The organism is Paracoccus gahaiensis, assembly GCF_005048225.1.
Taxonomy (GTDB): Bacteria; Pseudomonadota; Alphaproteobacteria; order Rhodobacterales; family Rhodobacteraceae; genus Paracoccus; species Paracoccus gahaiensis.
The window spans coordinates 1-12,838 of record NZ_SUNI01000039.1; the positions used below are offsets into that span (position 1 = coordinate 1).

Genomic DNA, 12,838 nt, shown 5'->3' on the forward strand with positions numbered 1-12,838 from the left:
GTGGGCGCGGTCAGCGGCAACTTTCAAAGTCTTAATCATAAATCACAAAATGCATTGCAGATTTGTGATTGTCAAATGTATGATTTAGTCCCCATATGTGATTTATCAGTCCCCATATGTGATTTATCAGTCCCCATATGTGATTTATATAACAGTAAGTATCTGTAAAATAATCATTATTCCCGCCTGAACTATAGAACTAAGAAGAACAAGAAGGGGCTTCGCCCATTTCGCATCAGATTTTAGTGCTGAATGGACCTGTTTCCCCTCATTCGGCCCACCTGTCGGCTTCCTTGCGATGCTGAGAACGGGCTCAGTGTCCGTCATCCCAGGCCCGTCCTTCAGCTTGGTCCGATGCCGACACAGGTGCGTCCCGGACTGAACTGCATCAAACTCACTGATCTGGGTCCTGCCAGATGACACAGGCCCATTCGTCACCGGAGGGCATGGTTCTGCCGCCGAGGGTTTTACAATCCGCATCGGCAGCGTCGAGCTTGAGCGCGACCCCTGCGTCCCAAAGGTGCTGGAACCTGGTTGCCGGCTCGCGGGCAAAGAACCCCACAGCGCCGCAGAGAGCCCCTATGAGGACCATGATGCCTACTCTGCGCCACCGACCCTGCTGATGGGTCTCCAGGACCCTTAGAAGCCGCTCTGCGGCGCTGTCGAAGGCTTTGCTGGCGTCCTTCTGTGCCACAGCGGCATCCACGGCCCTGTGGGTGATTTCGATGGATGTCCCGCGCATGTCGCGTGCGGCTTCTCCGACGGCATGCAGGGCGGTGCGATCCTGCAGCAGTGCCTTGTCCAGAATGGCGGCGATCTTCTTGCCGTTGGTCTCCCAGTCCGTGTTCTTGACGACCGTCGCCATGTAGGTGCGGGCATCTTTCACCGAGGCCGCTGTTGCTGCTGCCTGATGCTGGACGTCGATCAGCGTGGTGGTGTTCTCTGCAGTGACGGAGACCAGGGCTTCCAGCATCTCGTCCTGGGGGGTGGGGGCTGCGGCAGGATTTCTCGGATCAGCCATTGCGCACTGCCTTTTTGTCGAGGCTTGCCAGAAGCTGCTGAATATCTTTCACATCGAGGTCGCGTGTCACCCGGTCACGCAGCAGGCCTGCCAGCTTTGCGGCAGCGTCCGGGCTTTCCAGCGCCGCCTTCACGACGACAGCCCCGACGATGATCTTGACCCGGGTGTCGGTGGCTTTCTTCTTGGATCTGAGCAAGGCGAGCTTGGATTCAGCCGTTGCAATCTGTTGGTCGAGTGTCTTCATGGTTTGCGTCCCTCTGGTTGTGCGATAGGTAGCAATTCTGACGCCGGTGGTAAATGCTGAGGTGACACGAAGTGCTCACCTATACGTCGCGAGCGACGTGTGAGCGAAGGACCGCTGCGCATCCTTTCGAAACCAAGCCAAGAGGGCGATCATGGCGATTTATCATTTTGATGCCTCGGTGATCTCCCGCAGCAAGGGGCGGTCATCGACTGCCGCAAGTGCGTATCGCGCCGCTGAGCGTGTCGTCGATCGTCGCACCGGCGAGGTTCACGACTACACCCGCAAGCACGGTGTCGAGCACACCGAGATCCTTGCCCCCGAGCATGCACCGGATTGGGCGCGGGATCGCTCTGCGCTGTGGAACGCCGTGGAGCAGATCGAGCGCCGCAAGGATGCGCAGGTCAGCCGCGAGGTGCGCGTCGCCCTGCCCTCCGAGCTGTCGGTTGAACAGAACCGCGATCTGGTGCGCGGGTTTGTTCAGGCGCAGTTCGTCGCCCGGGGGATGGTGGCTGACATCGCCCTTCACGCCCCGGGGCGTGAAGGGGACCAGCGCAACCACCATGCGCATATCATGCTGACCACCCGGGAGATCGGACCCGAGGGGTTCGGTGCCAAGAACCGCGACTGGAATGCCAAGGAGCTGCTGGTGGACTGGCGGTCGTCCTGGGCCGAGCACGTCAACCAGACGCTCGAGCGCTGCAGCGTCCATGAGCGCGTGGATCACCGCACCCTGGAGGCGCAGCGCGCGGAGGCGCTTGCGCGGGCCTCTGTGGCGGAGCGCAACGGCGACGAGCGGGTCCACGTCGCGGAGATGGCACGGGCGGTGGAGCTGGACCGCCCGCCCCTGCCCGATGTCGGTGCCCGGGGCTGGAGCATGATGCGGCGCGGGGTTGCCACACCGGCCTCCGATCGCTGGCAGGAGGTTCGCGAGATCGGCCTTCAGGTCCGCGAGGTGGCCCGCGAGTTCCGGACGCAGGCCCGCGCGTGGCTGGAGCGGACCATGGACCGGGTGCAGGAGCGCACGGCAGCCCTTGGCCTCACCCGCGCCCCAGAGACGGCGCTGGAGCGGCTTCAGGCCGCCCGGGCATCGCGGGGGGCCGTAGATGCGCCGCAGACTGCCCTCGAACGACTACAAGCCGCGCGGGCGGGGCGTGGTGTGGATCGCGGTGTGGAAATCAAGCGCAACGTTGATCGCGCCGGGGCGGATCTGACAGCGCAGGATCGGGAGCGTCAACGCGTGTTGGAGCAAGAGAAGGCGTTGGAACGACAGCGGGCCGCTGAGCGCGAAGGGCCGAGCCATGGTCGGTAGGACACTTACAAGATGTCTGATCCCATCTGCGGCACCAAAGCCAGAAGGCGCACCATTCAACCTGAGAATGTATTATTGTGCTTGGAGAAAACTTGCTGTGTTCGTAAGACAGCAGGAACCTACACGCCTAAGGATAGTAGATGAACGTTCTTTCTCCTGACAAGCCGACACTGGAGGAAGCCGAGGCTGCCCTCGCTGTTTTACAGAGATATGGCGCTCTCTCGCGCGCGCATGATCCAATTGCCATGCCAGTCTCTCTAGCTCTGCAAGCCTATCCCGATTTTAGTCGCACATATCCTGAAGTGTTCAGGGGTGACGCGGCCTATCGTTCATCTCTGCCAGACCTGCAGAACGGCCCGTCGAGCCTGATCGTCGGTGCGCAGGCAGTCATTCAGCACGTAGGGATTTCAAATTTTAGGTTACCGATCCGTTACCGCCTCCGGGACGGTGGGGATATCGTCCTCGAAACCTCTGTTACCGGCACAGTCAGTTTGGAAGCGGAGAAAAAGGGCATCAACATGAGCCGCATTATGCGCTCTTTTTATGTTCATGCCGAACGCGATTTCTCCCTCGAGGTCATCGAACATACATTGAACGACTATAAACACGATCTGGAAAGTTTTGATGCCCGCATTCAAATGCGGTTTTCGTTTCCTGCACGTGTAGAGTCACTCCGATCTGGCCTAGCAGGGTGGCAATACTACGATATAGCTTTGGAACTTGCAGATGCAGGCGGCCAGCGCAAAAAGATAATGCATCTAGACTATGTTTACTCGTCCACGTGCCCTTGCTCTTTAGAATTATCGGAGCATGCCCGAAAGACACGTAGTCAGCTTGCTACTCCTCATTCACAACGTTCAGTCGCGCGCCTTTCGATAGAAATGACCGGAGAGCAGTTGTGGTTTGAGGATCTGATTTCGCTGGCACGCAAAGCGGTACCAACCGAAACGCAAACCATGGTGAAACGTGAAGACGAGCAAGCGTTTGCCGAACTGAACGCTGCTAATCCAATGTTTGTCGAAGACGCGGCAAGGTCCTTTTGCGCAGAGTTACAGGCTGACCCACGGGTGGGTGATTTCAGAATCGTTGCCAGTCACCAAGAGTCGCTGCATTCGCATGACGCCGTGTCAGTTCTTACCGAAGGACCAACGTTTTCCCAACTTAGCCTCGATCCAAGGTTGTTTTCTACCCTCTATCATATTGGTTAATCTATTTCTATGAAGAGGCTCTATGTCAAAATAATTACTGCGCCCTATTAAATATCAAGGAGTGATAACATGCCTCTGTCGAATTATCTATCAATTATGGTGGCGGCATTAACAATGGGTCACGTAAACAGCGTACTCGCCGATGAAATTAGCAAGCCAAAGGGAGAAATCATCCTGACCATATCTGGCAGGATCGAAAATACGAATTCGGAAGGGATTGCTCAACTGGATCGCGCAATGCTCGAAGGTCTGGGCCTGGTTGACATCAAGACGGCGACGCCGTGGTTTGATAGCGAAATGGTCTTTTCCGGAGTGCCGTTTTCAAGACTACTTGAATTTGTTGGAGCTGAGGGAGAGACGATCACCGCCGTCGCCCTGAATGACTACGAAGTTGATATACCTATCTCTGATACCGTAGAGACAGGCGTTATACTTGCGAGCCGCCTAAATGGTGAAGAGATGACGGTTCGTAATAAAGGACCACTATTTGTTATTTATCCCTATGATGATATGCGCGAATTGGACAACCAAACCTATTACTCTCGCTCAGCATGGCAAGTCACACGATTGAATATCGAGTAGCGATTGACCCGCGCACTATATATCACCGTCGCGTTATTTGTCGCGGCAACAGCTTATTTAATACTGGCTGTTCATGAGCGTCAGACGGTGCTCAGACAAGTTGTTCATCATAATGATGCTTGGGCAATCAGTCAGGCCGTGCAAGAAGTGTTGCGCTTAGAAAACGCTATAGCGAGTGATTTAATCACAGGCGAAACCGACCGGTCTAACATCCGCCTTCGACTTGATATCGTCTTTAGCCGGTTAGAGGCATTGCAACAGGGGACGCTGCGCGCCTTTCTCGAAAAGATGCAGTCCCAGCGCGAGACCTCCACAGGTATTTCAGCCTATATCAACAGGCTTGACGAAAACTTGGAAAATCTGGACCCGCAGCAGCTGCGCGAAGAGTTTTTTGCACTCGATGACGTGGTTTCTCTGATAACGCACCTTCCCTCGCAGGCCGTTCAACAAAGCTGGGTCTCGGTCGAAGACAGCCTTTCGAGTCTTCAAAAAACCCACCGGATTTTTGGCGTGGTCGTTGCTGTACTTATTACGTGCTGGTGCAGCCTTCTTTTTCTACTACTTCGCCACAATCGATTACTTTCCGCTGAACAGAGCCATAGTAGAGTTCTTAACAATAATCTCAGCATAGCCAGTCAAGAGTTGCGAGATAAGAACGATCGCCTCGAATACTCAGCACATCATGATCATTTGACAGGACTGCCCAATCGGCTCCTATTCTGGAAGGAATTGGAAGCGGCTCTTCAACTTTCCTCACCTTATGCTAGTGACGTAAGCCTGCTACTTCTGGACCTTGATGATTTCAAGGTAGTCAACGACACGCTCGGGCACGATTTTGGGGATATGTTGCTTCAGCAAGTTAGTAATCGCATGCGTAGCTTTAAAAAGAAATCTAAAGTTATGTGCAGGTTGGGCGGAGACGAGTTTGCTTGTGTCCTTGTCGGATATACGGTCGAGGAAAGCATTGAATATGCGAATGCCCTGTCCGCAGCGATTGCAGTACCGTATGATATTTTTAACCGTCGGCTTCAGATTGGGTGTTCAATAGGCGTTGCCAGACCTGAAAGCCTTAATAATAAAAGCAGCGAGTTACTTGTCAAACAAGCTGATATTGCTCTTTATTGCGCCAAGGCTTCGGACCAAGAGCGTGTCTGTCTTTTCGAGAGCCATATGCAAACCCAGTTTGAAACTAGGAAAGAGCTGGCCGAAGATTTGCGAGGAGCCATCACCCGTTGCGAAATCCATGTCGCCTACCAAGTGCAGGTTGACGTTAAGTCAGGTGAGGTTAGGGGTGTCGAAGCCTTGGCGCGTTGGACCCATCCTACGCATGGGCCGATTCCTGCACCGCTCTTTGTGTCCATCGCTGAAGAAATCGGCCTGATCAATGATCTAGGCCTCCTAGTTCTGACGCAGGCCTGTTCCGAGGCCACAAAATGGAATGAAGGCGTTAAGATCGCCGTGAATATTTCCTCGCTACAGCTGCAATCGGTTGATATTTTTAATGTAATAAAAAAGATCATTGGCGATGTTGGTCTGGATCCACGCCGCCTGGAGCTAGAGATCACGGAATCAGTTTTGTTGGACCGGCGCGAGGAAGTATTTCAAGCGCTTTACCATCTTCGACATTTTGGTGTCTCAGTGGCGATGGATGATTTCGGCACAGGCTACTCTTCGCTCGCGGTCTTACGAGATATTCAGTTCGATACCATCAAACTAGATAAGTCTTTCATGCGCGACCTTACGTCGGACCCGGTGAATCAAACGCTTGTCAAATTCGTAGGTGAACTAAGTACCTTGCTTAGGAAAGAGCTGATTATTGAAGGTATTGAAACGGCCGAGCAATACGAGGTCGTGCGACGTTTGGGATGTGACACAGCTCAAGGGTACTTGCTTGGCCGACCATCACCCGCATCTCATCTTGATTATCTCCACCGCCGTGAACCCGGATTGATATTTGGAAGTATTGCATGAAAATAATTGGATCCCCGCCTTTGCTGCTTCACGGCCTTCAAATACCTATTTCAGAAAATGAGGTTTCTCCGATTATTTGGAAATCTATCCAAGCCGGAGAATATGAGGCCAAGGAAGCGCATAGTGTAATTCGCATCCTGCGTGCCGGGGATAGAATTGTCGAGTTAGGAAGCGGATTGGGGGTCATAACTTCGATCATGGCCCGCACACCCAATGTCTCAATCTGGTCTTTTGACGCAAATCCGGATCTAATTTCACTTGCGCGCCGTGTTGCGGATGCAAACGACATAACAAACGCTACTTTCGAACATCGGCTTCTTTCCTCTGGCCCGTCCTCAGAGCATGTATTTTTTATTCGCAAAGATTTTTGGATGTCGTCATTGCTCGAAAACCAAGGGCCTTACGAGCATAAAATAACAATTAAATCATCAAATCTTGATAAATTTATAGAGAAAAATCATATTAATGTCATAGTGATGGATATTGAAGGAGCCGAGCGTGACCTTTTATCGTTAGCATGTTTGAAAGGGATAGACCGTGTTTTTCTGGAACTCCACGACCATCTATATGGCCTAAGTGGCGTACGATGCATTTTCGCCTCAATGGATCGGCTTGGGTTTTCTTATGATCCGCGTGGCTCTGTAGGCCCCTGTGTTTTATTTACACGCGATGACGGGGAGCCTCGTTTTTACGAGAATTGATTATTTTATTCGACATTCATTACGTCTGGCGTTTCCCACGCAAGATGCTGTCCACCGTCAGGACAGATAAGTTGACCTGTCACTGCGCGCGCCCGAAGAAGATAGTCTAAAGCTGCAGTTATATCTTCCGTATCGGCGCCACGGCGTAAAATTGTTGCAGAACGCTGACGGGAAAAATTTTCTTCTGATTGGCGCGCACCGATTAGCGTAGGGCCAGGACCAATCGCATTAACTCTGACATGTGGTGCTAGTGCCTGTGCCGAAGTCCGAGTCAAAGTCCAAAGTGCCGCTTTTGCAAGAGTGTAGGTCATGAATTGGGGCGTTAGCTTATGAACTCGCTGGTCGATCATATTAACAACCAAACCTTGTGCCAAAGGTTCCCCGTCTGTATCAGCCTTGGGAACTTGTGAGGAAAATCCTTGAATTAAGACGAAAGGCGCTCGCAGATTGGATTCAAAATGGCGATCCCAGCTTTCTTTAGTCGCGCTTTCTAGCGTGTCTTCTTCAAAGATTGAGGCGTTGTTTACGAGGACAGTCAGGGGGCCAACTTCGGTTGCAGCCTTACTAATCAGACCCTGTGTCTCATGTTCGTTCAAAAAGTTGGCCTGAATCGCCTCGGCACGCCGTCCCATAGATCTTATTTCATCGACAGTATCCAATGCGCTGTCTCGAGAGCCTGAATAATGAACAGCGATGTCAAACCCATGCTTTGCTAGATGAAGGGCCATTGCTCGCCCGATTCTGTGGCCTGCGCCGGTGACAAGTGCTGCCATGAATGTCTCTGATAAATTTCTAGTTTGGATAACGTGCTTCTCATGCGCTAGAAGTATCGGCCTTCCATACCATTGATGGCAACCCTACAAGTGGTCACCTTGAGTATTTCTAGCTACAAAAATTGGTGTCACGACCCGATCATTCTGAACTATCCCTATTTCAGAGTCACAAGAAGAATGCCCAATATTGTCTTTATGTGATCGCGTTGGCCCAGGAAAATGGACGCGGCCCTGTCATGGTGCGCGCACCATGACAGGGGAATAATCCACAAACCTGCGGCTGATGCCCATTTCCCTCGGATCGAACGCATAGCCCCTAATGAGATTTTTTTCGTAAATCTTTTGAAATTAGAAAGTCGGAAAGCTTTTCAAAGAGGGTATTGTACACAGGATTGCTTCTATGCGGGGATATTGCGGCCAGAAGGAAGAAGATGTCTTCAGAGCTGAGAAGCTCGTTGTCTGTTCTATCCCGCATCAAAATTCCCCGGTTTGTCGCTCTAAGCACCTATGACTTTGCCATGGGGATCAGCGTAAAAACAGCCCTATGATTGATCTGAACGGTACATATCATCCCGTGCGTGTGCGAGACCCGTAGGCGATATGGGTGCCTGCCAAGGGGTGAAAATCGTCCCCCACGGCCCTCCGTCTCACAACCGTCCGTTGATCCCTGCTCCTCCCTCAACTGCGCCGCATAACACCCAGAAAAAACCGGAATGCGATTTCGGTCTACATTGGCCATATCCTGCAACTGCAACACCCCTCCCAGATCGGCAAAGGACGCATCATGAATGACTTGAAAGACGATAAGCCTCTCACCCCCCAAGAGAGGATGATCCAAGAAGACGAAGAGCTGCATGAGTGGGATCTGCATTGCTTGCAGAAGGAAGCCGACGAAAAGACCGTGAAAGTCGCGCAGCTGGCCCGGATCGAGGCCAAGCTTGATGAGGTTCTGGACCTCCTGCGCCGCCGCTGATCCTGCCTCGAAATTCACAACCACTGGGCGATGTTTCGCCCGGGGGTCGGGCGGCTTGATCGATATTAGGTTTTATGCACCGCGCCCGGCGGTTGAACGGGCCTGGGCTTCGGCATAGGCGCGCAGCGGCCCCACCATCACCTCCAGACCGCCCCCGCGGGCGGCGCAGAGTGCCGCCAGCTGGCGCAGGCGGTCCGGGGTCATCCGATCCGCCAGATCCAGGAACGGTTCGGCATCCTGGACACAGGCAGGGGCAAAGGCGCCGGGGGCGTGGTGCATCGTCAGGTCTCCGTTCGGACAGGGTGTCGGGGGGCTGAGAATCACCGGTATCATGGTATTAAGTACACGCGTTATCAGTCGAAAAAATTACCAGGATCCCCCATGGCTGATGCAAAACAGGTGCAGGTCCTGGTCCGCATGCCGGCCGCGATGGCCGCGCGCCTGGACGCCTGCCGACGCCAGGCCGCGGATCTGCCGTCCCGGCCCGAGGTGATCCGCAGACTGAGCGAGCAGGCCCTGCCCAACACAGCCTAGAACGGCCACCCGCTCGTGGGAACTTTAGGCCGGTGCCTCGCCTTGGTGGAATGGTCAGGCACCTTTAGCTGCCACGTCCTGACAACCCCGGCGCGAGAGATCGCACCGGGTTTTTTTGTCTCTTCGTGTTGATCAAACTCCAAATCAAGGCATGGTTACTGTGCCAAAGCGACCAAAATCTATATTTAAACGATAAATATGGTACGATAACTTGCCTTTAGACATGTTCAAAATCGATGGTTGGCTTTTTCTGATCCTCCCAATGCAATTTTTAGTACTGGGAGGGTCGGCCAATATCATGTGATTTGACCAGGCAGAGTTTCCCTCTCATGTTGCATGATCCAGCATGGGAAAATAAATGATATGACAGATCTCAAAAACACCGTAGACGTCACGTCCTCGGAAGAATACGAGCGCCTCGCTAGAATGCACTTTGCTGAAGAGCACGCTAGGCGCGAGAAGGAAACCGAGGAGAATATGAAAGAACTGGGACGGCAGCTGCATGCTTTCGTCAAGAAGGAAGCCCAGCTCCAGCGTATCGAAGACAAGCTGGACCAGATCCTCACCATCCTGGAAAAGGCGCCCTGAACCCACAGCTCTACGTTGATCCCGTGCCTCCCTCTCTCCGGCGCATAACAGCGATCTATGCTTGCTTGCGAGAACGCCCCCCCTTAGCACCGTTTTTCCACGCAGCGGCTGCCTTTGCAGCGGTGGTTACCCTGCCGCCTGCTGCGCCAAGCTGTGCGGCCATCCGGTGTTTCGTGCCAAATACGCCCTGCATGAGGCTGGGCATGTAGACATCGGCATCTAGAGAAGGCCAGTGCAGGGCTAGCCCCGAGGGTGCGATCCCGATATCACCGAGCGCCGCAGGATAGGCTTCCGCCAGCACCTTTATACACGCTAAGGTTGTTTAGAAAATAAGGTGACGCTATCCTGCTCGAGTGCACAGCACAAACTGGATATTTTGCAGCGTCTTGCACTCCTATCTTAGTTGGAAAGAAAACCCCTATGTTTCCCGGAAGACCGCAAAAGAAGCCTTTCCCGTCTCGTTCCTCAGCCGATAAACGGCTCACACGTGAGGAGTGGGCTCTGATCGTGGGAGTCTTGAGTGCCTATCAGCACAACGAAGAAATTCGGCCCCTCTACGAGAAGCTGGTGGACTTTAGCTCGTCCTAGTCTACGGACTCCCGGCATCTACTCGACGTCCTCGTCTGCGTGCCACACCTCAATGAAGCACTACGTGCAAGGTCTAAAAGCACAACCTTGGCGCGACCCCCTTTCCGGGTCATAACACCTCATCTCGCAAGGGGGGCAGGCTCAGGGTTGAGTGGGGGGAGTGTTAGAGGTGGCGCTCAACGTCTTGGCGCTGGTGCAGGATGCGGATCACGTCGAGGGTGTCCGCACCTTCCCGGACATAGACCATATGCGAGCCGGACCGCGCCTTGCGAGTTCCAAGGCGCAGATCGACCGGACGACTGACCATCTCTCCGGTGGCAAGAGCTAGGCAGACCCCGTGCACCTCTTCGAGATAGCGATCGGCCTGCTCCGTGTCCCAATGCTGAGCGGTGTAGTTCCAGATCCCGGTAAGATCGGCACGGGCGGCCGGGGTGAAGCGGAGGAGCTTTGTCACCCCGCGCGTCCGGCGCGTAGCTCAGCCTTGAAGGCGGCGAGGTCGAGGGGTTCGGGGGGGCCGGAGGCATCACCTTCATCGAGCGCTGCCTGGAGGGCTCGAACGCGGGCTTCGTGTTCCTCCAGCAGTCGTAGCCCCGCGCGGACCACGTCACTGGCAGAGCCGTAGCGGCCTGCTTCGACCTGGGCGCTGATGAAGCCGGTAAAATGCTCCCCGAGGGAGACGGAGGTGTTGCGGGGCATGGGCGCTCCTAACTCTAACGGTATGTACCAATATTTAATACATACGTGTCAAACTGCCAAGATCTTGTTGTTGCTGGCGTCTTAGCTTCTCTTCCAGGACCACCACCGCCGGGGTTGCGGAGGGTTGCGTAGTGCGTCATGACGCGCGTCTGATGAAGGTTGCGCCAAAGCAAGAACCTTCTCTGACGCAGCATCCAGCCGCCGACGAAGATCCTCTACTGTCTCTTGCTGCTTTCTGGAATTTTCTCTTTCTTGCTGGAGCATAGCTTCTGTCATTGCAAGCTTCACCCGCAAGATTTCCACGTCATGCGAGGGGGTTGTGTAGGCTTCTTCATGTGGGTTGCGCACCGCTTCATGACGCGCGTCTGATGAGGGTTGCGCAACCCCACGAGGATAGACCCGAAATAGTTCGGCAGGCTCAATCAGATAGGCCCCGTCATCTTGCTTCGAGGCAGAAATTCTACCGGCTTTGATGGCACGGCTGATGGTGGACTTCGACAAACCAGTTTCTTTTGCCGCTTGGCTGATTGACCAGCTCATCCTCAGACCTTCCCAACAGTTTGGCAGAAATCCGAAAATAGCTTTTCAATATTGCTAGCGTCACGAGAGATACCACGTGCACCCATGAACCGCCGGAAGTCGGTCGCGATCTTGGCATTATCTGCATTGCAGCCCGCCCTACACTTCAGATCGATCCAGTAAGGCGAATAAGCGATGCTGCCAGCTTCGGGAAATGCAGTGACTGGCATTTCTGCCGTTCCATCTCGACGCGCTTTCCGACCGATTTTGGGACGATCCAGCTCCCGCTTCGCTTCGCGTTTCTGCTCAAAGGGTTTGTCCTCCCAAGCAAGCGTAACGCTCACAACCGTGCGGCCAACCTTCCGCGGCGTAGCGGTCAGCGTGAGACGTGAGGTCTGGTTGATTTCAGAAACGGCGGGTTGGATGGCACGGCTGTTAAAATGCCCGAACTGTATAAGTTTGCTTTCTGGCACCCCCATCACAGCCCGCAGTTCAGCCACGGTGAAGGTTTTGCTGGTGACGTGATTAAGGTTCACTAGACTGGCGACATGCTGGAACAGCAGGATCGAATATTTTGAGGACAAGGCAAACACTGTCTGCCGGTCGAGGATAGCCCAGTGGCAGGATTTCTCGGCCATCTCACGGAAGGCCCTGCCGAACCACCAGGCGACCAAGAGATCGTCGCTGACCTCACGTCGGTAATCCAGCATGGCCTGATCCAGAAACCCGCCGATGATCTCGCATTGAGCCTCAGTATCATCAAAGATGATCACCGCGCCCCGCAGCTCCACGAAAAGCTTCCGCATTGTGGCGCGGGTATGGTTTCGCATACCATCAATCTTCTTGATGTCTGCCAGCCGCAATTCGTGGCGCACATCATCGGCCATGCGTCCGCCCGCCGTGCCGATCAGCAAGTGCATCAGCTTGAGAGCTTCGGCACTTGGCGGATTCTCAATGTAGACCCCTCGCGCCACCTCGGCAGGCAGCACGGTTTTGGTCTCGTCGTGGGCGCGGTCAGCGGCAACTTTCAAAGTCTTAATCATAAATCACAAAATGCATTGCAGATTTGTGATTGTCAAATGTATGATTTAGTCCCCATATGTGATTTATCAGTCCCCATATGTGATTTAT

Annotated in this window: 16 protein-coding genes; 8 read left to right on the plus strand and 8 right to left on the minus strand. The window is 54.0% G+C overall.

Annotated features, from left to right (window positions below; all coding sequences use genetic code 11):
• Positions 1-394: 394 nt before the first annotated feature.
• Together FA743_RS19070 and FA743_RS19075 are read right to left on the minus strand one after the other, a co-directional pair.
• Positions 395-973 (minus strand): hypothetical protein, encoded by a 579-nt coding sequence (locus tag FA743_RS19070; protein ID WP_136887659.1) that lies wholly within the window; start codon positions 971-973, stop codon positions 395-397.
• A 40-nt stretch (positions 974-1,013) separates the two neighbouring features.
• Positions 1,014-1,265 carry a hypothetical protein gene (locus FA743_RS19075; RefSeq protein WP_136887660.1) on the minus strand — a complete coding sequence of 84 codons (252 nt, stop codon included), beginning with the start codon at positions 1,263-1,265 and terminating at the stop codon, positions 1,014-1,016.
• Positions 1,266-1,416: 151 nt separating this feature from the next.
• On the opposite strand from FA743_RS19075, the gene mobQ reads away from it, so the two are divergent.
• The 5 genes from mobQ (at position 1,417) to FA743_RS19100 (ending at position 7,036) form a co-directional block, all read left to right on the plus strand.
• On the plus strand, positions 1,417-2,574 hold the full coding sequence (gene mobQ, locus FA743_RS19080; protein WP_136887661.1) for a MobQ family relaxase: 1,158 nt from the start codon (positions 1,417-1,419) through the stop codon (positions 2,572-2,574).
• A 140-nt stretch (positions 2,575-2,714) separates the two neighbouring features.
• Positions 2,715-3,782, plus strand: a complete 1,068-nt coding sequence (gene folE2, locus FA743_RS19085; protein ID WP_136887662.1) for a GTP cyclohydrolase FolE2 — start codon at positions 2,715-2,717, stop codon at positions 3,780-3,782.
• A gap of 69 nt (positions 3,783-3,851) precedes the next feature.
• On the plus strand, positions 3,852-4,364 hold the full coding sequence (locus FA743_RS19090; RefSeq protein ID WP_136887663.1) for a putative pterin-binding protein: 513 nt from the start codon (positions 3,852-3,854) through the stop codon (positions 4,362-4,364).
• A 3-nt stretch (positions 4,365-4,367) separates the two neighbouring features.
• The gene (locus tag FA743_RS19095) at positions 4,368-6,335 is read left to right on the plus strand and encodes a putative bifunctional diguanylate cyclase/phosphodiesterase (protein ID WP_136887664.1); all 1,968 of its coding nucleotides are present in this window, start codon (positions 4,368-4,370) and stop codon (positions 6,333-6,335) included.
• The gene (locus tag FA743_RS19100) at positions 6,332-7,036 is read left to right on the plus strand and encodes an FkbM family methyltransferase (protein WP_136887665.1); all 705 of its coding nucleotides are present in this window, start codon (positions 6,332-6,334) and stop codon (positions 7,034-7,036) included. Before FA743_RS19095 ends, FA743_RS19100 begins: the two co-directional genes overlap by 4 nt.
• A 5-nt stretch (positions 7,037-7,041) precedes the next feature.
• On the opposite strand, the gene FA743_RS19105 is transcribed toward FA743_RS19100, so the two are convergent.
• Entirely contained in the window at positions 7,042-7,809 is a 768-nt protein-coding gene (locus FA743_RS19105) for an SDR family oxidoreductase (protein WP_136887666.1), read from the minus strand.
• 784 nt (positions 7,810-8,593) lie between these two features.
• On the opposite strand from FA743_RS19105, the gene FA743_RS19110 reads away from it, so the two are divergent.
• On the plus strand, positions 8,594-8,782 hold the full coding sequence (locus tag FA743_RS19110) for a hypothetical protein (RefSeq protein ID WP_136887667.1): 189 nt from the start codon (positions 8,594-8,596) through the stop codon (positions 8,780-8,782).
• A gap of 72 nt (positions 8,783-8,854) precedes the next feature.
• On the opposite strand, the gene FA743_RS19115 is transcribed toward FA743_RS19110, so the two are convergent.
• The gene (locus tag FA743_RS19115; RefSeq protein WP_136887668.1) at positions 8,855-9,061 is read right to left on the minus strand and encodes a hypothetical protein; all 207 of its coding nucleotides are present in this window, start codon (positions 9,059-9,061) and stop codon (positions 8,855-8,857) included.
• Between the two features lie 102 nt (positions 9,062-9,163).
• On the opposite strand from FA743_RS19115, the gene FA743_RS20385 reads away from it, so the two are divergent.
• Positions 9,164-9,316 (plus strand): hypothetical protein, encoded by a 153-nt coding sequence (locus tag FA743_RS20385; RefSeq protein WP_169308949.1) that lies wholly within the window; start codon positions 9,164-9,166, stop codon positions 9,314-9,316.
• A gap of 363 nt (positions 9,317-9,679) precedes the next feature.
• Complete coding sequence (locus FA743_RS19120) at positions 9,680-9,904, plus strand: hypothetical protein (protein ID WP_169308950.1); 225 nt, start codon at positions 9,680-9,682, stop codon at positions 9,902-9,904.
• A 751-nt stretch (positions 9,905-10,655) separates the two neighbouring features.
• Here the strand turns inward: FA743_RS19120 and FA743_RS19125 are convergent.
• From FA743_RS19125 to FA743_RS19140, 4 genes are all read right to left on the minus strand, one after another.
• Positions 10,656-10,946, minus strand: coding sequence for a type II toxin-antitoxin system RelE/ParE family toxin (locus FA743_RS19125; RefSeq protein ID WP_136887670.1), 291 nt, complete (start codon positions 10,944-10,946; stop codon positions 10,656-10,658).
• Positions 10,943-11,188, minus strand: coding sequence for a type II toxin-antitoxin system ParD family antitoxin (locus tag FA743_RS19130; protein WP_136887671.1), 246 nt, complete (start codon positions 11,186-11,188; stop codon positions 10,943-10,945). The genes FA743_RS19125 and FA743_RS19130 overlap by 4 nt, the downstream gene beginning before the upstream one ends.
• 81 nt (positions 11,189-11,269) lie before the next feature.
• Positions 11,270-11,728 carry a DNA-binding protein gene (locus FA743_RS19135; protein WP_136887672.1) on the minus strand — a complete coding sequence of 153 codons (459 nt, stop codon included), beginning with the start codon at positions 11,726-11,728 and terminating at the stop codon, positions 11,270-11,272.
• Between the two features lie 2 nt (positions 11,729-11,730).
• On the minus strand, positions 11,731-12,750 hold the full coding sequence (locus FA743_RS19140; RefSeq protein ID WP_136887673.1) for a replication initiation protein: 1,020 nt from the start codon (positions 12,748-12,750) through the stop codon (positions 11,731-11,733).
• Between the last annotated feature and the right edge of the window lie 88 nt (positions 12,751-12,838).